Genomic DNA, 23,763 nt, shown 5'->3' with positions numbered 1-23,763 from the left:
CGCCCGCGAATGGCCATATAGGAGAGCACCTGACTTGCTAAAACGTTCCCTCGGCACCCTGGCCCTGTTCTCCTTCCTGGCCGGCTGCGCCAGCCACGACATCGACCCCCGCGGTTACAACGAAACCGGCACCGCGTCCTATTACGGCTCGCGCCACCACGGCAAACGCACTGCCAGCGGCGAACCGTTCAACCAGCACGGCCTCACCGCCGCCCACCGCAGCCTGCCATTCGGCAGCCGTGTGCTGGTCACCAACCTGGCCAACGATCGCAGCGTGGTGGTCCGCATCAACGACCGCGGCCCGCATACCCGAGGCCGACTGATCGACCTGTCACGTGCTGCAGCAGAAAAAATCGGCATGCTCCGTAGCGGAACGGCGCGCGTCCGGGTACAAGGTCTGAGCGATTGACCTGCCACCTGCCCTGACTGGAGCCCCATCATTTTCGACCTGGCCACCCTCCCCACCTTCAGCCTGCTGCAAATGGGCGCTGCCCTGCTGCTGCTGATCGCCGGTGCCGAACTGCTGGTGCGTGCGGCGCTGCGCCTGGCCGAACGCCTGCGCGTGCGCCCCTTGATCATCGGCCTTAGCCTGGTGGCCTTCGGCAGTACCGCACCGCAGTTGACCGTGAGCCTGCAAGCCGCCTATGAAGGTGCGCCCGACGTGGCCGTGGGCAGCGTGATCGGCAGCAACATCTTCAACGTACTGGTCATCCTCGGCCTGGCCGCGCTGATCATTCCACTGCGGGTATCGCGCCAGCTGGTGCGCCTGGACATCCCGCTGATGATTGCCGCCAGCGCCCTGGTCTATGCGCTCTGTGGCAATGGCCACCTGGGCCGGGCCGAAGGGTTGCTGTTGCTGCTCGCCCTGGCGGGCTACCTGGCCATGCTCTGGCACCAATCGCGCCATTATGCTCGCACCTATCCGGCCCAGGATGCCAGCGCAGCGCGCGCTGGGCGCTTCTGGTCCGGGGCGCTGCTACAGGTGCTGTTCGGCCTTGGCCTGTTGAGCCTGGCCGGACACCTGCTGCTGGAGGCGGCCATTGAAGTGGCCACCGATCTCGGACTGTCCGAGCGGGTCATCGGCCTGACGGTGGTCGCCGTGTGTACATCCCTGCCCGAGCTTGCCGCCGCGCTGATTGCCGCCATTCGCGGCGAGCGGGAGATTGCCGTCGGCACGGTGATCGGCAGTAATCTGTTGAACTTGCTGGGTGTGCTCGGCCTGACCGCACTGATAACACCCGAGCCGCTGACCATCTCGCCCAATGCGCTGGCATTCGACCTGCCGGTGATGCTGGGTGTCGCGGCCCTGAGCCTGCCGGTGTTCTATTCGGGCTACCGGATCACCCGCAGCGAGGGGCTGGTATTCCTCTGCCTGTACCTGGTCTATGGCCTGCATGTGGCAGCCTTCACCATGGGCATGCCACTGGCCGGGCGGCTGGAGCGGTTGATGCTGTTCTATGTGCTGCCGGTGCTGGGCACGGTGTTGCTGTACACCACCGCCCGAGCCTGGCGCAGGCAGCACTGACAGGCCAGGCCTGCTTTGACTATCTTCCCTGCCGAGCCTTCTTCAACTTGAAGGCCACCCACAGCACTGCAATCCACGCAGGGATCAGCATCACCGAGATGCGGATCGGCGGGGTCAGGTACATCACCACCAGAATCAGCACGATGAACGCCAGGCACAGGTAGTTGGTCAGCGGGTGCCCCCAGCTCTGGTAGAACGGGTTGACCCCGGCCGCCAACTTGGCCTTGCGGAACTTCAGGTGGGTGATGCTGATGCTGGCCCAGTTGATCACCAGCGCCGACACCGCCAACGCCATCAGCAGGCCGAACGCCTCGCCAGGCATCAGGTAGTTGATCAGCACGCACATGCCGGTCGCAAAGGCTGAAACAGCCAATGCCGTCAGGGGCACGCCGCTGCGGCTGACCTTGAGCAACTGGCGCGGCGCATCACCTTGGCTGGCCAGGCCGAACAGCATGCGACTGTTGGCGTACACACAGCTGTTGTACACCGACAACGCAGCGGTCAACACCACGATGTTGAGGATGGTCGCCACCAGGTCGCTGTCCAGTTCGTGGAAGATCATCACGAACGGGCTGCCGCCTTGCACCACCTTCTGCCAAGGGTACAGCGACAGCAGCACGGCCAGGGCACCGATGTAGAAGATCAGGATGCGGTAGACCACCTGATTGGTTGCCTTGGGGATGCTCTGGCGCGGGTTGTCGGCCTCGGCGGCGGTAATGCCGACCAGCTCCAGGCCACCGAAGGAGAACATGATCACCGCCAGCGCCATCACCAGCCCGGTCACACCATTGGGGAAGAACCCGCCGTACTGCCACAGGTTGGCCACGCTGGCATCCGGGCCGCCGTGGCCGCTGGCGAGCATCCAGGCGCCGAAACCGATCATGCTGACGATCGCTACCACCTTGACCAAGGCGAACCAGAACTCCATTTCGCCATAGACCTTCACCTGGGTGAGGTTGATCAGGTTGATCACCACGAAGAAGATCGCCGCCGTGGCCCAGGTCGGGAACGCCGGCCACCAGTACTGCACATAGATACCCACGGCCGTGAGCTCGGCCATGCCGACCAGCACGTAAACCACCCAATAGTTCCAACCGGAAACGAACCCGGCGAACTCGCTCCAGTATTGGTGGGCGAAGTGGCTGAAGCTGCCGGCGACAGGCTCCTCGACCACCATCTCTCCCAATTGGCGCATGATGAGGAAAGCCATCAGGCCGGCGATGGCGTAGCCCAGCAAAACGGCGGGACCCGCCAGCTGGATGGTCTGGGCGATGCCCAGAAACAGCCCGGTACCGACGGCGCCACCCAGCGCAATCAGCTGGATATGGCGATTCTTCAGCCCGCGCTTCAGCGGCTCTGGCGTGCTCTGGTCTTGCATGAAGTGTCCTTTGGCTCAGTGAGGCAGTGTTGTTGCTGTTGTTTTGCAGTCAAGGATCTAGATCCATCCGCCCCACTGCAAGATGAAAATACCAATATTGGTGGTGATCGCCGCCATTAACGTGGTTATCACGATGATCGAGGCCGCCAGTTCATGGTTGCCGTTGGCGGCGCGAGCCATGACGTAGCTGGCCGCCGCCGTCGGGCTGCCGATGTAGAGGAACAGGATGCCCAGCTCGGCCCCCCGGAAGCCGCACAACCAGGCACCCAAGGTGCCGATCAGCGGCAGCAGGACCATCTTCACCAGGCTCGCATCGATGGCCAGCCTGCCGCTGTCGCGCAGGGCCGCCAATGACAGGGTGCCACCGATGCAGATCAGCGCCAGCGGCAGGGTCATCTGCGCCAGGTAGTCGCCAGACGTCAGCAGCCAGTTCGGCAGCGGCACCTGGCCGTAGGCCAAGGGCGTGGCCACCAGCACACTTATGATCAGCGGATTGCTCAGGATGCTCTTGCAGATGCTCCACGGGTCGGACTTGAGGTCCGGGCTGTACACCGCCAGCACCACCGCCGACAGGGAGTTGTACATGAGGATCACCAGCCCGGCGAGCACCGCCCCCAGGGAGATGCCGTAATCGCCATAGAGGCTCGCAGCCAGGGCCAGGCCGATCACGCCGTTGTTGCCGCGGAACGCACCCTGGGTGTAGATGCCACGGTCGGCCAGAGGGCTGCGCCAGATGGCCATGCCCCAGGCCACGGCAAAGCCGACCAGGGTGGCGACCACGAAGTAGAGGATGACCCTGGGCTGTACCGCGGTGGCCAGGTCGGCGTGGTAGATGCCCAGGAACAGCAACGCTGGCATGCAGACGTTGAACACCAGCTGCGAGGCGACGCGGTTGAAGTTGTCGTCGATCAGGTGGATACGTTTGAGCAGCACGCCCATGAACAGCATGGCGAAGACGGGGGCCGTGATGTTCAGCGTCTGGATAAGAAGGGCGAGCATGCGCAAGCGGTCCTGATGGGGTTGCCGTTAGGCGGCTAATGATACGCCAACGCGTCAGGAATTGCGGGGATCGAGCAGGACTTTAAACATGTTTCTGACTGCACCTGCCTCTTCGCGGGCACGCCCCACAGGGGATATGCGACCCTTGTGGGAGCGGGCATGCCCGCGAAGAAGCCAACGCCGGATCAGCGCCGAACGGGGCGCTTCTGCAATTTGCGCTGCAGGGTGCGACGGTGCATGCCCAGCGCCCGCGCAGTAGCGGAGATATTGCCCTCGTGCTCATTCAGCACGCGCTGGATGTGCTCCCACTGCAGGCGATCCACCGACATCGGGTTTTCCGGCACCAGCGAGTCCAGGTCGGCATGTTCCGACAGCAGTGCCGCCAGTACGTCGTCGGCGTCGGCCGGCTTGCACAGGTAGTTGCAGGCGCCGCGCTTGACCGCCTCGACGGCGGTGGCGATGCTCGAGTAACCGGTCAGGATCACCACGCGCATCTCCGGGTCCAGCTGCAGCAGCTTGGGCAGCAGCACCAGGCCCGAGTCGCCTTCCATCTTGAGGTCCAGCGTGGCGTAGTCCGGCAGGTCCTGCTGGGCCAGAAGCAGGCCTTCCTCGGCAGAGCTGGCAGTGCTCACACGGAAACCGCGGCGGCTCATGGCCCGGGCCATGACCCGGGTAAAGGTGGCGTCATCGTCCACCAGCAACAGGTGCGGCAGCTCTTCGCCTTCGACCTGGTTTTCTTCGCTCATCATTCATCTCCTCGCTTGCCATGGGGCAGGCGCAGTTCGGTCAGGGTGCCACCCTGTTCATGACTATAGAGTTTCACCGAACCGCCCGCACGGGTCACGCTGGCCTTGCTCAAGAACAGGCCCAGGCCGAAGCCTTTGCCTTTGGTGGTAATGAAGGGTTTGCCGATTGCTTCGGCGATGGCCGGCGGTACACCGGGGCCATGGTCGCGGATGCTGATCAGGATGTCCTGGGCGTCCCAGTCCAGGGTGACCTGCAGGTCATCGGGGCAGGCATCGGCGGCATTGTTCAACAGGTTCAGCAGCGCCTGGGTCAGGTCCGGTGGCGGCGTCAGGCGCGGTACCAGGCCGTCGCGCAGGCGCTGGAAGCGGTAGCTGGCCTCCGGGCGCATCAGGTGCCAGCGGTTCAACGCTTCGTCGAGCCAGGCGGTGACGTCCTGTTCGACCACCGCCAGACGGCGGTTGGCCTCGGCGGCGCGCACCAGTTGCTGCAGGGTTTCCTTGCACAGCTTGACCTGGTCCTGAAGGATCTGCAGGTCTTCCTGAAGCAGTGGGTCGGTGTGGTCCTGGCGCATTTCATTGAGCAGCACGCTCATGGTCGCCAAGGGTGTGCCCAGTTCGTGGGCCGCGCCGGCAGCCTGGGTGGCCACGGCCAGCAACTGTTCGTCACGCAGGCTTTCTTCGCGGCGCTCGGAGCGCAGTTGCTCCTGACGGCGCAGCTCTTCGGCCATGCGCGCGGCAAAGAAGGTGATCACGGCGGCGGCCAGGGCGATACTCAGCCACATGCCGTAGACCTGCATCTTGTCCCGCGCCATCGGCAGCCCCTCGAGCGGGTAGAACTGCACCAGCAGCAGGCTGTAGGCGGTCAGGGCGATGCCCGAGAGGATCAGCGAATACAGCCACGGCAAGGTCACCGCAGCGATGGCCAGCGGCACCAGGTAATAGGACACGAACGGGTTGGTCGAGCCACCCGAGTAGTACAGCAAGGCACTGTGGATCAGCAGGTCGCAGGCCAGCTGCAAGGCATATTCGGTCTCGGTGACCGGCAGCGACAGGCGCAGGCGCAGGGCGGTGAAGGCGCAGAGCAGCGACGACAGGGCCAGGGTAGCAGCCAGCGAAAGCCACGGCAGCGGCAGCAGGTCGGTCCAGTAGGCGACGCCCACGGAGCCTGCCTGGGCGGCCAGGACCAGAACGCGAATGACAGTCAGGCGCCAGAGGTTCTGGCGTGTTGCGGACAACGGTTGTGCGGCGGCGAGCATGCGCTCTCCCGATGTGTGCTCCAGTAAAATCGGCTGGAGTATACCGAAGCCGGGCGCCCCACTGCAGCGATGCGGCAAAGCGCCACACTTTGTCACATGTTCATGGTGGCACTTTTGAACCAGCTACACGGGTTCCGGTCTGATGGGCCATGCGTGGAAAGGATGACCTCAACCCACGCCTATATATTGCCAAGGAGTAACACATGCACATTCCACGTCGCGGCGCGGCCCTGATCCTGTCCTGTGGCCTGCTCGCCAGCCTGCCGGCCCTGGCGGCCCTGGCGGCCGACGAGCCGCGCTACAACCAGGTATCGCTGCGCGCCGAAGTCAGCAAGGAAGTGGCGCGCGACCTGATGGTCGTGACCCTCTACAGCGAAGCGCAGAATACCGACCCCGGCAAGCTCGCCAAGCAAATCACCGAAACCATGAACAAGGCCGTGCAGCAGGCGCGCCAGGTCAAGGACGTGAAAATCAGCCAGGGCAGCCGCAACAGCTACCCGGTGTATGACAGCAAGGGGCAGAAGATCACCGGCTGGCGTGAGCGCGCCGAGCTGCGCCTGGAAGGTGCCGATTTCCCGGCCCTGTCCCAGCTCACCGCCGACCTGCTGCAGGACCTGAAGATGGGCAGCATGGACTTCTCCATCGCCCCGGCCACGCGCAAGGCCAGCGAGGATGAACTGCTCAAGGATGCGGTCAATGCATTCAAGGCCCGCGCCCAGCTGGCCACCGAGGCACTGGGCGGCAAGGGCTATAAAGTGGTCAGCCTGAATCTGAACAGCTCCGGTTACCCGCGCCCTTACCTGCGTAGCGCGCCAATGGCGATGATGGCCAAAGGTGCGGACGAGGCGGCGCCTGCGCCGGATATCGAGGCGGGTACCAGTGAAGTCAGCATGAATGCCGATGGCCTGATCGAAGTGCAGATGCAGTAAGAGACTGGCAAGACCCTGTGGGAGCGGGCGTGCCCGCGAAGAAGCCACCGCGGTGGATGGCACGGGCCTCGCCCGTGTTCGCGGGCAAGCCCGCTCCCACAGTGATCGCGTCAAATCATGAATTTGGGAATTTTCCTACGCACTATATAAGTGCGTCCTACATACTTTACGCCCCTGAAACATCCAGCAAAAAGCCATCATTTCGTCCGCGCAAACGTTCAACTTCGCTGAAAGTTATACGAATGCGACATCCATGTACGCTCGTACTACTTTTCTGACGCCAACTATCCTTCTCCCTGTTGCATTGGGAATACCCCCTGCATAAGTATCCGCAGGTCGGCTCACGAGGCCACCTCAACCCCAAAAATGACAACAATGAGGCCACCATGCTCAAACACGCAGTCATTCCGTTCCTGCTAGGTGCAGGCTTGCTCGCCGGTGCTCCACTGGCCCAGGCCGCGTCCAGCCTGGTGTTCTGCTCCGAAGGCAGCCCGGCCGGCTTCGACCCGGGGCAATACACCACAGGAACCGACTTCGACGCCTCGGCCGAGACCGTGTTCAACCGCCTGTCCCAGTTCGAACGCGGCGGTACCGCGGTAATCCCGGGCCTGGCGACCAGTTGGGACGTGGCCGACGAGGGCAAGACTTATACCTTCCACCTGCGCGAAGGGGTGAAGTTCCACACCACCGACTACTTCAAGCCGACCCGCGAATTCAACGCCGACGACGTGCTGTTCACCTTCAACCGCATGCTCGACAAGAATCACCCGTTCCGTAAGGCCTACCCCACCGAGTTCCCTTACTTCACCGACATGGGCATGGACAAGAACATCGCCAAGGTGGAGAAGCTTGACGATCACACGGTGAAGTTCACCCTCAATGAAGTGGACGCCGCGTTCATCCAGAACCTGGCCATGAGCTTCGCCTCCATCCAGTCCGCCGAGTACGCCGGGCAATTGCTCAAGGACGGCAAGGCCGCCGACATCAACCAGAAGCCGATCGGCACCGGCCCGTTCGTGTTCAGCAAGTACCAGAAGGACGCGCAGATCCGCTTCAAGGGCAACAAGGACTACTGGAAGCCCGAAGATGTGAAGATCGACAACCTGATCTTCGCCATCTCCACCGACGCCTCCGTGCGCATGCAGAAGCTGAAGAAGAACGAGTGCCAGGTTACCCTGTTCCCGCGGCCGGCCGACATCGAGCCGCTGAAGGCGGACAAGAACCTGCAGATGCCCCAGCAGGCCGGCTTCAACCTCGGCTACATCGCCTACAACGTGATGGACAAGATCAAGGGCAGCAACGAGCCTAACCCGATGGCCCGGCTGCAAGTCCGCCAGGCACTGGACATGGCCGTGGACAAGAAGAAGATCATCGAATCGGTCTACCAGGGCGCGGGCCAGCTGGCAGTCAACGCCATGCCGCCCACCCAGTGGTCGTATGACACCAGCATCAAGGACGCACCGTACGACCCCGAGAAGGCCAAACAACTGCTCAAGGAAGCCGGCATCAAGGAAGGCACCGAGATCACCCTGTGGGCCATGCCCGTGCAGCGCCCCTACAACCCCAACGCCAAGCTGATGGCCGAGATGCTGCAGTCCGACTGGGCCAAGATCGGTATCAAAGCGAAGATCGTCAGCTACGAGTGGGGCGAGTACATCAAGCGCTCCAAAGGCGGCGAACAGGGCGCCATGCTGATCGGCTGGAGCGGTGACAACGGTGACCCGGACAACTGGCTCGGCACCCTGTACGGCTGCGACGCCGTCGACGGCAACAACTTCTCCAAGTGGTGCTACAAGCCCTACGACGACCTGATCAAGCAGGCCAAGGCCACGTCTGACCAGGCCAAGCGCACCGAGCTGTACCAGAAGGCCCAGCACATCCTCAAGGAACAGGTGCCGATCACTCCGATCGCCCACTCCACGGTCTACCAACCGATGAGCGCCAAGGTGAAGGACTTCAAGATCAGCCCGTTCGGGTTGAACAGTTTCTACGGCGTCAGCGTGGATAAATAGGGTAGCTCCCCGCACCCGCCCTCGACGGCGGGTGCGCCTCACCACCAAGCATTTCGTGCCCCCTCCGACGCTACCCGCGACGGAGTCGGGAAACTGTTGCCGTCATTCGTACCCCGAAGCGGCTTGAACAGCTGGAAAAGGAATCGCCATGCGCCACGTCACTCGCCTTTCGACCCTGCTCGCCCTTGGCCTGCTGAGCCAGGCCCCTGCCCTTCAGGCCAAGAACCTGGTGTTCTGCTCCGAAGGCAGCCCGGCCGGCTTCGACACCGCCCAGTACACCAGCGCCACCGACAACGACGCCGCCGAGCCGATCTACAATCGCCTGGTGGAGTTCGAACGTGGCGGCACCGCCGTGCACCCGGCACTGGCGACCCAGTGGGAAGTTTCCGAAGACGGCCTGCGCTACACCTTCCACTTGCGCCCCGGCGTGAAGTTCCATGCCAACAAGGCCTTCACGCCGAGCCGTGATTTCAATGCCGATGACGTGCTGTTCACCTTCAACCGCATGCTCGACAGGGACCAGCCGTTCCGTAAGGCCTACCCCACCGAATTCCCATATTTCGTCAGCATGGGACTGGACAAGAACATCACCCGGGTCGAGAAGACCGACCCCATGACCGTGGTGTTCACCCTGAACAAGGTCGATGCCGCGTTCATCCAGAACCTGGCGATGAGCTTCGCCTCGATACTCTCGGCCGAGTACGCCGAAACGTTGCTGGCCAGCGGGCGCCCCAGCGACATCAACCAGCAACCGATCGGCACCGGGCCGTTCGTGTTCCAGCGTTACCAGAAGGATTCGCAGATCCGCTTCAAGGGCAACCAGGAGTACTGGGCGCCTGATGAAGTGAAGATCGACAACCTGGTGTTCTCGATCAATACCGACCCATCGGTGCGCATCCAGAAGCTGCGCCGCAACGAATGCCAGGTCACCCTGCACCCGCGCCCGGCCGACCTGCCGGCGCTCAAGGCCGACGGCAAGCTGCAGGTCATGCAACAGCCCGGCTTCAACCTCGGCTATATAGCCTATAACACCCAGCACCCACCGTTCGACCGCCTCGAAGTGCGCCAGGCCATGGACATGGCGGTGAACAAGCAGGCCATCATCCAGGCGGTGTACCAGGACTCCGGCCAGTTGGCAGTCAACGCCATGCCGCCAACCCAGTGGTCCTACGACAACAGCCTCAAGGACGCGCCGTACGACCCGGAAAAAGCCAAGCGGTTACTGCAGCAGGCAGGGGTCAAGCCCGGCACCGAGATCACCCTGTGGGCCATGCCGGTACAGCGCCCTTACAACCCCAACGCCAAGCTGATGGCCGAGATGCTCCAGGCCGACTGGGACAAGCTCGGCTTCAAGGTGCGCATCGTCAGTTACGAATGGGGCGAATACCTCAAGCGCATGAAGAGTGGCGAACACGACATCGCCCTGATCGGCTGGACGGGCGACAACGGAGACCCGGACAACTGGCTCGGCACCCTCTACAACTGCGACGCCATCGGCAGCAACAACTATTCGCTGTGGTGCGACCCGCAATACGACCGCCTTGTCAAGCAGGCCAAGCAGGTGACCGACCGCGAGCAACGCACGGCGCTTTATCAGCAGGCCCAGCAGCGCCTCAAACAGCAGGTGCCGATCACCCCGGTAGCGCATTCCACGGTGAACCAGCCGTTGAGCATCAAGGTGGCCGATTTCAAGGTCAGCCCGTTCGGGCGCAATGACTTTTCCGGTGTGAGTGTTGATTAGGCGTTAACCAGGGCCGGCCTCTTCGCGGGCTCGCCCGCTCCCACAGGAGCTCCTTAGGTTCGGAATTAGCGCCGTACCTGTGGGAGCGGGCGTGCCCGCGAAGAGGCCGGCATAGCCAACACAAATCCCCCGATTTTGCCCGGCAACCCCGGGCAACCCTGGCAACACCGCAGCAAGCAACCCGGCCCACAAGGCCAGGTGATAACTAAAAGAACAGAAAGGGAGCTTTAACTTTGAGACTATTCACCTTGACCGCTTTGGCCTTATCCATCGGCACCTTTTCCGCCGTGACAGAGGCCGACACCCAGAGCCAGGACTACATCCCGTTCAGCCTGAAATCCAGCAGCGAACAGGACCAGGCCAACGGCTTCATCGACGGCCAGAGCCTGTCCGGCAGCACCCGCAACTGGTATGCCCACGAACGTGCCACCCGCGCACCGCTTTGGAAGTACTACAAGGGCGACGGCACCCGCCACGACACCCATAGCCGCGACAACTGGGTGCAGGGCACCATCCTCAACTACAGCTCGGGCTTCACCCAGGGCACTGTCGGCTTTGCCGTCGAGGCCGCCGGCTACAACGCAATCGCCCTGCAACAGGGCCGCGCCGCGATCGCCGGCCCGAACAACCGGACGCTCACCCACAGCGACGGCGACCCGGTCGGCCAGTGGAGCAAGATGGGCCTGGCCAACGTCAAGGCGCGTGTGTCCAATACCACCCTCACCGTCGGCCGCCAGTCAGTGGACACGCCGATGATCGCCTACATCGGCAACCGTGCGTTGCCGTCGAGCTTCCAGGGCGCATTCCTGCACAGCGCCGAATTCGACAACCTGTCGCTCGACCTGGGTACCTTCGACCGCGTTTCGCCACGCACCGAACAGAGCCTGAGCAAGTTCCGCAGCGAATATGGCGCCACCGGCGTCGAGACCGACCGCGCCAGCACCGCCGGGGTCAATTACCAGCCGTTCAAGAGCCTGACCACCAGCCTGTACGCCACCAAGGTCGACGATTTCTGGAACCAGTACTACTTCGGCGCCAGCCATGTACTCGGCGACAACGCCGTGCTCGCCCTGACCACCGGCCTGAACTACTACAAGACGGTGGACGAAGGCAGCAAGAAGATGGGAGAGATCGACAACGACACCTACAGCCTGTCGTTCGGCCTGACCCACCAGGCGCACACCCTCACCGCGTCGTGGCAGCAAGTCAACGGCAACGAGTATTTCGACTACCTGCACGAAACCAACGGCATCTACCTGGCCAACTCGCTGCTGTCGGACTTCAACGGCCCCAACGAGAAATCCCTGCAGATCTCCTACGTGCTGAACATGGCGCCGTACGGCGTACCGGGCCTCAAGTTCAACCTGTACAACGCCCGTGGCTGGGGCATCGACGGCACCCATTACCGGGGCACCGCCTATGACGTCAACGGCCTGGATGGCGAAACCCACTACGAGTGGGGCATCGGCACCAGCTATGCCGTGCAGAGCGGGCCGTTCAAGGACACCAGCATCCGCGCCACCTACACCGCCCACCGCGCCAGCAAGGCGCAGGCCGATGGCAGCCTCGACGAGTTCCGCTTGGTGACCACCATTCCATTCAACATTCTTTGACCGATGGCGCCATGGCCCGCTTCAACCCGGGCCGTGGCGGCTACGCTGGAATCATTGCAAGCAGGGAGTTTCCATGACATCGCTACCGCTCCGCGCTGCCCTGGCAGCGGTCATCCTGGGCGCCGCCGGCAACCTAGCGGCCAAGCCGCTGGTGGTGTGCACCGAAGCCAGCCCGGAAGGCTTCGACATCGTCCAGTACACCACGGCAGTCACCGCCGATGCCTCGGCCGAGACGGTGTTCAACCGTCTGGTCGACTTCAAGCCTGGCACCACCGACATTCAGCCGGCCCTGGCCGAACGCTGGGACATTTCAGCGGACGGGCTGACCTACACCTTCCACCTGCGTGAAGGGGTGAAGTTCCACAGCACCGACTACTTCAAGCCAACCCGCGAGTTCAACGCCGATGACGTGCTGTGGAGCCTTAATCGACAGCTCGACCCAAGCCATCCGTGGCACGACAAGACCAGCGTCGGCTACCCGTACTTCGAGAGCATGGCCTTCAAGGAATTGCTCAAGTCGGTGACCAAGACCGACGACCACACTGTGGTGATCACCCTGACCCGCCCGGAAGCCCCCTTCCTGCGCGACATGGCCATGGCCTTCACCTCGATCTATTCCGCCGAATACGGTGACCAGTTGCTCAAGGCCGGCAAGACCGGCGACCTCAATAGCAAGCCGATCGGCACCGGCCCATTCATTTTCCAGCGTTACAACAAGGACGCCCAGGTCCGCTACAAGCCCAACCCGGACTATTTCCGCGGCAAGCCGCCGGCCGATGCGCTGGTGTTCGCCATCGCCACCGACAGCAATGTGCGCCTGCAGAAGCTGCGCGCCAACGAATGCCAGGTGGCGCTGTACCCCAAACCCGATGACGTACCGCTGATCAAGAACGACCCGACACTCAAGGTCGACGAAATCGAAGCCTTGGTCACCGGCTACATTTCAATGAACACCGAACACAAGTACCTGAGCGACGTGCGTGTGCGCAAAGCCATCAACATGGCCTTCGACCGCCAGACCCACGTCGATCAGCTGTTCGGCAAGGGCAACGCACTGGTCGGCGTGAACCCCTACCCCCCCACCATGATCGGCTACAACACCGAGAACAAGAACCCGCCCCACGACCTGGCCAAGGCCCGCCAGCTGCTCAAGGAGGCTGGCGTGCCGGAGGGCACGGTGATCACCCTGTTCACCCGCAACGGCGGCGGCCCGACCAACCCCAACCCGCGGCTTTCCGCGGAAATGCTCCAGGCAGACCTCAAACAGATCGGCCTGAAGCTGGACATCCGCGTGATGGAATGGGCCGAGATGCTGCGCCGCGCCAAGAAGGGTGAGGCGGACCTGGTCTCCACCGGCTGGGCCGGCGACAACGGCGACCCGGACAATTTCCTCAGCCCGCTGCTCAGTTGCGATGCCGCCAAAAGCGGCGAGAACTATGCACGCTGGTGCAACCCTAAGTTCCAGGAACTGATCACCCGCGCCCGCGAGGTGATCGACAGCGAGCAACGCGCCAGGCTCTATGCCGAGGCTTTGAAGGTGTACGATGACGATCAACCCTGGATCAGCATGGCCCATCCGAAGATGTTCACCGCCATGCGTGACAACGTGGAGGGCTATGTGATCAACCCTCTGACCAACAACAACTTCGCCACCACCCGGGTGAAGTAGAACAACAACGACCGCCGGGACCCCACACGGGCACCGGCGGCACTGCCCTGACCGGCTGATGAGGTAACCCCGACAATGTTGAGTTTTATTGCCCGGCGCCTGGGCCTGCTGATACCGACCTTCTTCGGTATCACCTTGCTGACCTTCGCGCTCATACGCCTGATCCCCGGCGACCCGGTGGAAGTCATGATGGGCGAGCGCAGGGTCGACCCCGAAATGCACGCCCAGGCCATGGAGCGCCTGGGCCTGAACAAGCCACTGCCGGTCCAGTATCTGGACTATGTCGGCAAGCTGGCCCAGGGCGACCTCGGTGAATCGCTGCGCACCCGCGAGAGCGTGTGGACCGAGTTCCTCACCCTGTTCCCCGCCACCCTGGAGCTGGCCATGGCCGCCCTGCTGTTCGCCGGCATCGTCGGCCTGCTGGCCGGGGTGATCGCCGCGCTCAAGCGCGGTTCGCTGTTCGACCACGGGGTGATGGGGATCTCCCTGGCCGGCTATTCCATGCCGATCTTCTGGTGGGGCCTGATCCTGATCATGTTCTTCTCGGTGAGCCTGGGCTGGACCCCGGTGTCGGGGCGTATCGACCTGCTTTACGACATCGAGCCGAAGACCGGCTTCATGCTCATCGACACGCTGCTCAGCGACGAGGAAGGCGCGTTCAAGGACGCGGTGATGCACCTGATCCTGCCGGCCATCGTGCTCGGCACCATCCCCTTGGCGGTGATCGCCCGCATGACCCGCTCGTCGATGCTCGAAGTGCTGCGCGAGGACTACATCCGCACCGCCCGCGCCAAGGGCCTGTCGCCGGCCCGCGTGGTGTTCGTGCATGGCCTGCGCAACGCGCTGATCCCGGTGCTGACCGTGTTCGGCCTGCAGGTCGGCACGCTGCTGGCTGGCGCCGTGCTGACCGAAACCATCTTCTCCTGGCCGGGCATCGGCAAATGGCTGATCGAAGCCATCGGCGCCCGTGACTACCCCGTGGTCCAGAACGGCATCCTGTTGATTGCCTGCCTGGTGATCCTGGTCAACTTCGTCGTGGATATCCTCTACGGCCTGGCCAACCCACGCATCCGTCATCAGCGCTGAGGCCTTCCATGACTAGCCCGATTCCGAAATCCGTCGCACCGGCCAGCCCGGTGGACCAGAGCCTGCTCTACCCTTCGCCGTACAAAGAATTCTGGCAGGCCTTCTCGCGCAACAAGGGCGCGGTAATGGGCCTGGCGTTCATGTGCCTGGTGGTGTTCTGCGCGTTGTTCGCACCGTGGGTCGCCCCCCATGACCCGAGCGAGCAGTACCGCGACTTCCTGCTGACCCCGCCGGTGTGGCTGGAGGGCGGCAGCTGGCAGTTCATCCTCGGCACCGACGAACTCGGCCGCGACCTGCTGTCACGGCTGATCCAGGGCGCGCGGCTGTCGCTGCTGATCGGCCTGTCGTCGGTGGTGATGTCGCTGATCCCGGGGATCCTGCTGGGCCTGCTGGCCGGGTTCTTCCCGCAGGTCCTCGGCCCTTCGATCATGCGCCTGATGGACGTGATGCTGGCCCTGCCGTCGCTGCTGCTGGCGGTGGCCATCGTCGCCATTCTCGGCCCAGGCCTGATCAACACGGTAATCGCCATCGCCATCGTGTCCTTGCCGTCCTACGTGCGCCTGACCCGCGCTGCGGTGATGGGCGAACTGAACCGCGACTACGTTACTGCCGCTCGCCTGGCCGGTGCCGGGCTGCCACGGTTGATGTTCGTCACCGTGCTGCCCAACTGCATGGCGCCGCTGATCGTGCAGGCAACCCTGAGCTTCTCGTCGGCGATCCTCGATGCCGCCGCCCTGGGCTTCCTCGGCCTCGGCGTGCAACCGCCAACGCCCGAGTGGGGCACCATGCTGGCCTCGGCCCGTGACTACATCGAGCGCGCCTGGTGGGTGGTGAGCCTGCCGGGTCTGACCATTCTGCTCAGTGTGCTGGCAATCAACCTGATGGGCGACGGCCTGCGCGATGCGCTGGACCCGAAACTCAAGAACGCCGCCTGAGGAGAACGCCATGTCACTGTTGCAGATCAACAACCTGAACGTGCGCTTCGGCGACACCGATGCCGTCCCTGTGGTCGATGGCCTGGACCTGGCGGTGGACGCCGGTGAGATCCTGGCCATTGTCGGTGAATCCGGCTCGGGCAAATCGGTCACCATGATGGCCCTGATGGGCCTGATCGACGCCCCTGGGCGCATCACCGCCGATTCGCTGACCTTCGACGGCACCGATATGCTCAAGCTCAGCGGCCGCCAGCGGCGCAAGGTGGTGGGCAAGGACATCGCCATGGTCTTCCAGGACCCGATGACCGCGCTCAACCCCAGCTATACCGTGGGCTACCAGATCGAGGAAGTCCTGCGCCAGCACCTCGGCCTGAAGGGCAAGGCTGCACGCCAGCGGGCCCTGGAGCTGTTGAAGAAAGTGGAAATCCCGGCTGCGGAAAGCCGCCTGGACGCCTACCCGCACCAGCTCTCCGGCGGCATGAGCCAGCGCGTGGCCATCGCCATGGCGATTGCCGGCGAACCCAAACTGCTGATCGCTGACGAACCGACCACCGCGCTGGACGTGACCATCCAGGCGCAGATCATGGAGCTGCTGGTCAACCTGCAGAAGGAGCGCAACATGGCGCTCATACTGATCACCCACGACCTGGCCGTGGTTGCCGAAACTGCCAGGCGCGTGTGCGTGATGTACGCCGGCCAGGCCGTGGAAGTGGGCCAGGTACCGGAGCTGTTCGACGTGCCCGCCCACCCGTACAGCGAAGCGCTGCTGGCGGCGATCCCCGAGCACAGCGTCGGCGCCGAGCGCCTGGCCACCCTGCCCGGCATCGTTCCCGGCCGCTATGACCGCCCGGTTGGCTGCCTGTTGTCGCCGCGCTGCCCTTACGTGCAGGACAACTGCCGCCATCAGCGCCCACCTCTCGACCCGCAGGCCCACAGCCTGGTGCGTTGCTTCTACCCGCTGAACCAGGAGGTGGCGTGATGGCCGTCGTTCTCACTGCCCGGGAGCTGACCCGGCATTACGAAGTTTCCCGCGGGCTGTTCAAGGGCCACGCCCTGGTACGCGCGCTCAATGGCGTGTCGTTCGAGCTGGAGGCCGGCAAGACCCTGGCCGTGGTCGGTGAGTCCGGCTGCGGCAAGTCGACCCTGGCCCGCGCCCTGACACTGATCGAAGAACCCTCCTCCGGCTCGCTGCAGATCGCCGGCACCGAGGTGAAGGGCGCCAGCAAGTCCGAGCGCAAGCAACTGCGCCGCGACGTGCAGATGGTGTTCCAGAGCCCCTACGCTTCGCTGAACCCGCGGCAGAAGATCGGTGATCAGCTGGCCGAGCCGCTGTTGATCAACACCTCGCTGAGCAAAGCCGAGCGGCGGGAGAAAGTGCAGAAGATGATGGAACAGGTCGGCCTGCGCCCGGAGCATTACCAGCGCTACCCACACATGTTCTCCGGTGGTCAGCGCCAGCGCATTGCCCTGGCCCGGGCGATGATGCTGCAACCGAAGGTGCTGGTGGCGGATGAGCCGACTTCGGCGCTGGACGTGTCGATCCAGGCCCAGGTGCTGAACCTGTTCATGGACCTGCAGAAAGAGTTCAACACCGCCTACGTGTTCATCTCGCACAACCTGGCGGTGGTGCGGCACGTGGCCGATCAGGTCCTGGTGATGTACTTGGGGCGCCCGGCAGAGATGGGGCCGAAGGAGGACATCTACGAGAAGCCGCTGCATCCGTATACCCAGGCACTGCTGTCGGCGACACCGGCGATTCACCCGGATCCGCTGAAGCCGAAGATCCGCATTGCCGGGGAGCTGCCCAACCCGCTCAATCCGCCGGACGGGTGTGCGTTCCACAAGCGGTGCCCGTATGCGACCGAGCGCTGTGCCAAGGAAGTGCCGGCGTTGCGGCAAGTGAGTACGCGACAAGTGGCCTGTCACTATGCGGAGCAGTTTCTCTAGATCGGTGTGAGCTTCTTCGCGGGCCAGCCCGCTCCCACAGGTACTGCACGAGGCTTGAGACTTGTGCAGGACCTGTGGGAGCGGGCTGGCCCGCGAAGGGCCGCAAAGCGGCCCCAACGATCTCAATGCATGAAGAACCAGATCAGGATAATCACCGGAATCGGCACCCCAATCATCCAAAGCAGTATCGAGCGCATGGCGTTTCTCCTTGTTCGAGGGTGAACAATTCCGTGCACCCGCCATGCCACTCGTATCAAAAAGTTACTTCATTTAAAAACAATGACTTATGCGCGTAGCCGCTTGACGAAACCGTGCAAATTGCCAGATGACGCCCCTTGCACGTGGGTGTTCTGCAATGCACTATCGAGCCCATGACCGCCCTCACTATCCCCGACGGCCCCGAGCAGGCCCCGCTCACCGCCGACACGGTGCTGCGCTACCACCTCTGCTGGAAGCACCGTGACCTCGACGGCGTGATCGCGCTCTACCACCCCGATATCCAGTATCACGACTTTTTCCAGAACCGCGTGCTCGGCTATGTCGAGCTGCGCGACTACGTGCGCGCCTGCCTGCCCCATGAAGCCGGCGAGGAAATCGTCCACAGCGACCGCATCCGCGTCGACGGCTGCACCGCGTTCATCCAGTATCAGGTCACGGTGCAAGGCGGCGAAGGCCTGGTGGCGTTCCAGTCCAGCGAAGCGATCACCGTCAAGGACGGCCTGATCTGGCGGGTCAACGAGTACGCCACCCTGGTCAGACAGAACAGCGTCGCCAGGGCCAGCAGCGGCCCACGCCCGGCCACCAGCCGGCTGGGCCTGTCACCTCGGCAGCTGTCGACCATGGCCCAGGACCTGGAACACTACTTCCAGCGCAAGCGCCCGTACCTCGACCCGGAACTGGGCCTGCAGCAAGTGGCTGATGCCAGCGGCTACAGCCGCAACCAGATTTCCTACCTGCTCAACCAGGTGCTCGGGCAAAGCTTCTACCGCTACGTCAACCAGGCACGCCTGCAACACCTGATGGCCAGCCTTGACGACGACAGTGTGGAAGCATCGATCGACGACCTAGCGTTCAACGCCGGTTTCAATTCGCTTTCGGCGTTCTACAAGTGCTTCCGCGAGCACACCGGCCTCACCCCCAAGGCCTATCTCAAGCAAATTTCCCTGCGTGCACGCACGTAAGACAGGCGCTGGTCGACACCACTAGCATCGCCCACAGACCTTGATGGATGTGGAGCAAAACCCGATGCAACCCCTGCGCACGCTCAGCCTGTGGATGGACCAGCTCGACGAGCCGCTGTGCGCGCGCCCGGCCTTGCGCCAAGACCTTGAAGTCGATGTGTGCATCATCGGTGCCGGCTACACCGGGCTGTGGACGGCCTATTACCTCAAGCGCCAGGCGCCGCAACTGAACATTGCGCTGATCGAGGCGAACATTGCCGGCTTCGGCGCCTCGGGGCGCAACGGTGGCTGGCTGATGGGCAACATGCTCGGCGAAGACCGCCTGCTGGCCACCCTGTCGCCGCAACAGCGCCGCGCCAGCATCGATTTGCTGCATGGCATCCCTGATGAAGTGCAAAACGTGCTGCAGCGCGAAGGCATCGATTGTGATTACCGCAAAGGCGGCGTGCTGTATTGCGCTGCGCGTTATCCAGAGCAGGAACGCAGCCTGCGCGCGTATCTCGACGACCTCTATCGCCAGGGCATGACCGAGGACGACTACCGCTGGCTGCGCCCCGAGCAGCTGGACGCGCAATTGCGGGTCAGCAATGCCTATGGCGCGATCTACAGCCCGCACACCGCGACCATCCACCCGGCCAAGCTGGCCCGTGGCCTGGCCCGGGCGGTGGAAGCGCTGGGCGTGACCATCTACGAGAACACCCCGGCCATCGACTGGCAGCCCGGCGAAGTGCGCTCGCCCCTGGCGCGCATCCGCTGCCAGTGGATGGTTCCGGCGGTTGAAGGCTACGCCGCCAGCCTGCCGCCACTGGGCAGGCATCAGTTGCCGGTGCAGAGCCTGCTGGTGGCCACCGAGCCGCTGCCGGAGTCGACCTGGGAGCAGATCGGCCTGAGCCAGGGCCAGGCCTTCAGCGAGAGCAGCCGCCAGGTCACCTACGGCCAGCGCACCGCCGACAACCGCCTGGTGTTCGGCGCCCGCGGCGGCTACCGCTTCGGCGGCCGGCTGCGCGAAAACTTCAACCTTGACCAGCACGAGATCGAACTGCGTCGCTATCTGTTCAGCGAACTGTTCCCGCAGCTCAGGCACGCACGCATCACCCACACCTGGGGCGGCAACCTGGGCATGGCGCGGCGCTTCCGCCCGCACATGCTCTGCGACCGCCAGCGCGGCATCGCCCTGGCCGGCGGCTACGGCGGCGAAGGTGTCGGCGCCACCAACCTTGGCGGGCGCACCTTGGCGGCGCTGATCCTCAACCAGCACAACGCGCTGACCGCGCAACCCTGGGTAATCGACAACCGCCCGCTTGCGAGCCTGGCCAGCTGGCCGCCGGAGCCCTGCCGCTGGCTCGGTTACAACGCAATCATCCAAAGCTTCGTCCACGAGGACCGGACCCTCGCCAACCCCTCCAGCGCGCCCTGGAGGCGGCGCCTGGCCAGCTCGTTAGCGGACTTCATGGAAGGCTTCATGCACTGACTTCCCTTTCCCCGACACAGGATCCACCGGTCATGAGCATCACCCACTTCAAACACACAGACAGCGCCGTGCTCGATAGCTCCAACCCGGTCGCGGTGCCGCTTGGCGAACCCGTTGCAGTGGCTTCGGTCACCTGCGTGGAGCGCAATGATGGCGTCGAAACCGGCATCTGGGAGTGCACCCCCGGACGCTGGCGCCGGCAGATCGTGCAGCAGGAGTTCTGCCATTTCATCAAGGGCCGCTGCACCTTCACCCCCGACGGTGGCGAAACCCTGGTCATAGAAGCCGGAGACGCACTCATGCTACCGGCCAACAGCACCGGCACCTGGGACATCCAGGAGACCGTGCGCAAGACCTACGTTCTCATCTTCTGATCCGCTGATCGCCTGCCTTCGATAACAACAGACAAAGCAAGGTATCCCGATATGCGCATGTTCCTGTTCGCCCCCCTGATGCTGGCCGCCAGCGTGGCCAGCGCCGCCGAAACGGTGAAGATCTACAACTGGTCCAGCTACGTCGCGCCCGACACGCTGAAAAACTTCCAGCAAGCCAGCGGCATCGTGCCGACCTACGACGTGTACGACAGCAACGAGACCCTCGACGGCAAGCTGATGACCGGCAACTCCGGCTACGATGTGGTGTTCCCGTCCAACCACTTCATGGCCCGGCAGATCCAGGGCAAGGCCCTGAAGCCGCTGGACAAGTCGCAGCTGCCCAACTGGCACAACCTCAACCCGGTGCTGATGAAGGCGCTGGAGGTCAACGACCCGGATAACCAGTACGGCTTCCCGTACCTGTGGGGCAGCACCGGCATCGGCTACAACATCGACAAGGTCAAGGCAGTGCTCGGCGACAACGCGCCGGTGGATTCCTGGGACCTGATCTTCAAGCCCGAGTACATGAGCAAGCTGAAGAGCTGTGGCGTCGCAGTGCTGGACAACGGCCCCGAACTGCTGCCGATCGCCCTGCACTACCTGGGCCTGCCGCACCACAGCCAGAACCCGGCCGACTACGACAAGGCCAAGGCGCTGCTGATGCAGGTGCGGCCGTACATCAGCTACTTCCACTCATCGAAGTACACCGGTGACCTTGCCAATGGCGATATCTGCGTGGTGGTGGGTTTCTCGGGGGATGTGCTGCAGGCGAAGAACCGCGCCGAAGAGGCGAAGAACGGGGTGAAGGTGGGGTATTCGATCCCCAAGGAAGGTGCGCCGATGTGGTTCGACATGGTGGCCATGCCCGCCGATGCACCGGATGAGAAGGCCGGATACGCCTACATGAATTACCTGCTGCAGCCGGAGGTGATGGCCAACATCAGCAACCACGTGCAGTACGCCAACGGCAACCTCAAGGCGGACGGCCTGGTAGAGCCGGCGATGAAGGCCAATACGATGATTTACCCGAGCGAGGATGTGATGGGCAAGCTGTATGCCCTGGAGGCGATGCCGGCCAAGATCGACCGCATCAGGACCCGGATCTGGACCAGTATCAAGGCCGGTAACTGAATGGGGCCGCTTTACGGCCCTTCGCGGGCGCGCCCGCGAAGGGCTGCAAAGCAGCCCCAATTCAATACTTAGTGATGCTCGCGAGTCGCGCGGAATTTGATGTCCGGCCAGCGCTCTTCCATCAGCGCCAGGTTGACCCGGGTCGGCGCCAGGTAGGTCAGGTGACCGCCACCGTCGATAGCCAGGTTTTCCATGGCCTTGTTCTGGAATTCCTCGAGCTTCTTCTTGTCGTCGCAGCCGATCCAGCGGGCCGACCAGACGGTGATCGGTTCGTAGGCGCACTCGACCTTGTACTCTTCCTTCAGGCGGCTGGCGACCACGTCGAACTGCAGCACACCGACCGCACCAAGGATGATGTCGTTGCTGCGCTCAGGGAAGAACACCTGGGTCGCGCCCTCTTCGGCCAACTGCTGCAGGCCTTGGCGCAGCTGCTTGGATTTCAGCGGATCCTTCAGGCGCACGCGGCGGAACAGCTCCGGCGCGAAGTGCGGGATACCGGTGAAGCCCAGCGCCTCGCCTTCGGTGAAGGTGTCGCCGATCTGGATGGTGCCGTGGTTGTGCAGGCCGATGATGTCGCCGGCATAGGCCTCTTCCAGTTGCTCACGCTCGGAGGAGAAGAAGGTCAGCGCGTCGCCGATACGCAGGTCCTTGTTGATACGCACGTGGCGCATCTTCATGCCCTTCTCGTACTTGCCCGAGCAGATGCGCATGAAGGCAATACGGTCGCGGTGCTTGGGGTCCATGTTCGCCTGGATCTTGAACACGAAGCCGGTGAATTTCTCTTCCACAGGCTCGACGGTTCGCTCATGGGCCACGCGACCCAGCGGGCGCGGCGCCCAGTCGACGACGGCGTCGAGCACGTGGTCGACACCGAAGTTGCCCAGCGCGGTACCGAAGAACACCGGGGTCAGCTGACCGTTGATGAACTCTTCCTGGTTGAATTCATGGCAGGCACCCTGCACCAGCTCCAGTTGTTCCACGAACGAGTCGTACTGGTCGCCCAGGTGTGCGCGGGCCTCGTCGGAGTCCAGCTTCTGGATGATCTTGGCTTCGGTGCGCTCGTGGCCATGGCCCGGGGTGTAGACCACGATGTAGTCGCCGGTCAGGTGATACACACCCTTGAAGTCGCGGTAGCAACCGATCGGCCAGGTGATCGGCGCGGCCTTGATCTTCAGGACGGCTTCGATCTCGTCGAGCAGCTCGATCGGGTCACGGATGTCACGGTCGAGTTTGTTGATGAAGCTGACGATCGGCGTGTCGCGCAGGCGGCAGACGTCCATCAGGGCGATGGTCCGCGGCTCTACGCCTTTACCGCCGTCGAGCACCATCAGCGCCGAGTCCACCGCGGTCAGGGTGCGGTAGGTGTCTTCCGAGAAGTCTTCGTGGCCGGGGGTGTCGAGCAGGTTGATCATGTGCTCGCGGTACGGGAACTGCATCACCGAGGTAGTGATGGAGATGCCGCGCTGTTTCTCCATTTCCATCCAGTCGGAGGTGGCGTGGCGGTCGGACTTGCGCGACTTCACGGTACCGGCGACGGCAATGGCCTTGCCCATCAGCAGCAGCTTCTCGGTGATGGTGGTCTTACCGGCGTCGGGGTGGGAAATGATTGCGAAAGTGCGGCGCTTCGCGACTTCGGCGGCCTGGTTGGTCATGGGAAATCGCCTGACTGGGGGATTTAAAAGGGGCGATATCATACCTGAAGTTGGGCGGGGACCAAAATCCTGGCGCTTGCCGCTGGTCCTTCATTGCATTCGCGATCGAGCGCCGCCC

At 63.4% G+C, this 23,763-nt stretch carries 20 protein-coding genes; 15 read left to right on the top strand and 5 right to left on the bottom strand.

Features of this window, described 5'->3' with window-relative positions:
* Window positions 1-34 precede the first annotated feature (34 nt).
* Both APH33_RS20900 and APH33_RS20895 read left to right on the top strand, forming a co-directional pair.
* Window positions 35-409, top strand: coding sequence for a septal ring lytic transglycosylase RlpA family protein (locus APH33_RS20900; RefSeq protein ID WP_082433675.1), 375 nt, complete (start codon window positions 35-37; stop codon window positions 407-409).
* A 72-nt stretch (window positions 410-481) separates the two neighbouring features.
* A complete protein-coding gene (locus APH33_RS20895; RefSeq protein WP_054886991.1) occupies window positions 482-1,525 on the top strand; it encodes a calcium/sodium antiporter in 1,044 nt (347 codons plus the stop codon).
* A 19-nt stretch (window positions 1,526-1,544) separates the two neighbouring features.
* Here the strand turns inward: APH33_RS20895 and APH33_RS20890 are convergent, their stop codons facing one another.
* From APH33_RS20890 to APH33_RS20875, 4 genes are all read right to left on the bottom strand, one after another.
* Window positions 1,545-2,903 (bottom strand): amino acid permease, encoded by a 1,359-nt coding sequence (locus APH33_RS20890; protein WP_054886990.1) that lies wholly within the window; start codon window positions 2,901-2,903, stop codon window positions 1,545-1,547.
* A gap of 57 nt (window positions 2,904-2,960) precedes the next feature.
* On the bottom strand, window positions 2,961-3,902 hold the full coding sequence (locus APH33_RS20885) for an AEC family transporter (protein WP_054886989.1): 942 nt from the start codon (window positions 3,900-3,902) through the stop codon (window positions 2,961-2,963).
* A 185-nt stretch (window positions 3,903-4,087) separates the two neighbouring features.
* On the bottom strand, window positions 4,088-4,648 hold the full coding sequence (locus APH33_RS20880) for a response regulator transcription factor (protein ID WP_054886988.1): 561 nt from the start codon (window positions 4,646-4,648) through the stop codon (window positions 4,088-4,090).
* Window positions 4,648-5,904: an ATP-binding protein gene (locus tag APH33_RS20875; RefSeq protein WP_054886987.1), complete on the bottom strand. Its 1,257-nt coding sequence runs from the start codon at window positions 5,902-5,904 to the stop codon at window positions 4,648-4,650. Before APH33_RS20875 ends, APH33_RS20880 begins: the two co-directional genes overlap by 1 nt.
* Before the next feature lie 203 nt (window positions 5,905-6,107).
* Between APH33_RS20875 and APH33_RS20870 the strand changes: the two genes are divergently transcribed.
* The 13 genes from APH33_RS20870 to APH33_RS20810 all read left to right on the top strand — a co-directional run bounded on the left by APH33_RS20870 (window position 6,108) and on the right by APH33_RS20810 (window position 21,993).
* Window positions 6,108-6,833 carry an SIMPL domain-containing protein gene (locus APH33_RS20870; RefSeq protein ID WP_054886986.1) on the top strand — a complete coding sequence of 242 codons (726 nt, stop codon included), beginning with the start codon at window positions 6,108-6,110 and terminating at the stop codon, window positions 6,831-6,833.
* 386 nt (window positions 6,834-7,219) lie between these two features.
* A complete protein-coding gene (locus APH33_RS20865; RefSeq protein WP_054886985.1) occupies window positions 7,220-8,845 on the top strand; it encodes an ABC transporter substrate-binding protein in 1,626 nt (541 codons plus the stop codon).
* Between the two features lie 148 nt (window positions 8,846-8,993).
* Entirely contained in the window at window positions 8,994-10,586 is a 1,593-nt protein-coding gene (locus APH33_RS20860; RefSeq protein WP_054886984.1) for an ABC transporter substrate-binding protein, read from the top strand.
* 233 nt (window positions 10,587-10,819) lie between these two features.
* Window positions 10,820-12,199, top strand: a complete 1,380-nt coding sequence (locus APH33_RS20855; RefSeq protein WP_054886983.1) for an OprD family porin — start codon at window positions 10,820-10,822, stop codon at window positions 12,197-12,199.
* Window positions 12,200-12,272: 73 nt separating this feature from the next.
* Window positions 12,273-13,868 carry an ABC transporter substrate-binding protein gene (locus APH33_RS20850; protein WP_054886982.1) on the top strand — a complete coding sequence of 532 codons (1,596 nt, stop codon included), beginning with the start codon at window positions 12,273-12,275 and terminating at the stop codon, window positions 13,866-13,868.
* 75 nt (window positions 13,869-13,943) lie between these two features.
* Complete coding sequence (locus APH33_RS20845) at window positions 13,944-14,954, top strand: ABC transporter permease subunit (protein ID WP_054886981.1); 1,011 nt, start codon at window positions 13,944-13,946, stop codon at window positions 14,952-14,954.
* Between the two features lie 8 nt (window positions 14,955-14,962).
* Window positions 14,963-15,889 carry an ABC transporter permease subunit gene (locus tag APH33_RS20840; RefSeq protein WP_054886980.1) on the top strand — a complete coding sequence of 309 codons (927 nt, stop codon included), beginning with the start codon at window positions 14,963-14,965 and terminating at the stop codon, window positions 15,887-15,889.
* Window positions 15,890-15,899: 10 nt separating this feature from the next.
* Window positions 15,900-16,868 carry an ABC transporter ATP-binding protein gene (locus APH33_RS20835; RefSeq protein WP_054886979.1) on the top strand — a complete coding sequence of 323 codons (969 nt, stop codon included), beginning with the start codon at window positions 15,900-15,902 and terminating at the stop codon, window positions 16,866-16,868.
* Window positions 16,868-17,836: a peptide ABC transporter ATP-binding protein gene (locus APH33_RS20830; protein WP_054886978.1), complete on the top strand. Its 969-nt coding sequence runs from the start codon at window positions 16,868-16,870 to the stop codon at window positions 17,834-17,836. Before APH33_RS20835 ends, APH33_RS20830 begins: the two co-directional genes overlap by 1 nt.
* Window positions 17,837-18,207: 371 nt before the next feature.
* A complete protein-coding gene (locus tag APH33_RS20825) occupies window positions 18,208-19,017 on the top strand; it encodes a nuclear transport factor 2 family protein (RefSeq protein WP_054886977.1) in 810 nt (269 codons plus the stop codon).
* Window positions 19,018-19,081: 64 nt separating this feature from the next.
* Window positions 19,082-20,488, top strand: coding sequence for an FAD-binding oxidoreductase (locus tag APH33_RS20820; protein ID WP_054886976.1), 1,407 nt, complete (start codon window positions 19,082-19,084; stop codon window positions 20,486-20,488).
* Between the two features lie 32 nt (window positions 20,489-20,520).
* Window positions 20,521-20,862 (top strand): cupin domain-containing protein, encoded by a 342-nt coding sequence (locus APH33_RS20815; RefSeq protein WP_054886975.1) that lies wholly within the window; start codon window positions 20,521-20,523, stop codon window positions 20,860-20,862.
* A 51-nt stretch (window positions 20,863-20,913) separates the two neighbouring features.
* Window positions 20,914-21,993 (top strand): polyamine ABC transporter substrate-binding protein, encoded by a 1,080-nt coding sequence (locus APH33_RS20810; RefSeq protein WP_054886974.1) that lies wholly within the window; start codon window positions 20,914-20,916, stop codon window positions 21,991-21,993.
* A gap of 68 nt (window positions 21,994-22,061) precedes the next feature.
* Here APH33_RS20810 and APH33_RS20805 read toward each other — a convergent pair whose 3' ends face one another.
* Window positions 22,062-23,645: a peptide chain release factor 3 gene (locus APH33_RS20805; RefSeq protein ID WP_054886973.1), complete on the bottom strand. Its 1,584-nt coding sequence runs from the start codon at window positions 23,643-23,645 to the stop codon at window positions 22,062-22,064.
* Window positions 23,646-23,763: the final 118 nt, after the last annotated feature.

The organism is Pseudomonas sp. NBRC 111130 (assembly GCF_001320485.1).
GTDB classification, from domain to species: Bacteria; Pseudomonadota; Gammaproteobacteria; order Pseudomonadales; family Pseudomonadaceae; genus Aquipseudomonas; species Aquipseudomonas vlassakiae.
Note: the sequence above shows the minus strand (reverse complement) of the source record. Positions and strands in the feature narration are given on the sequence as shown.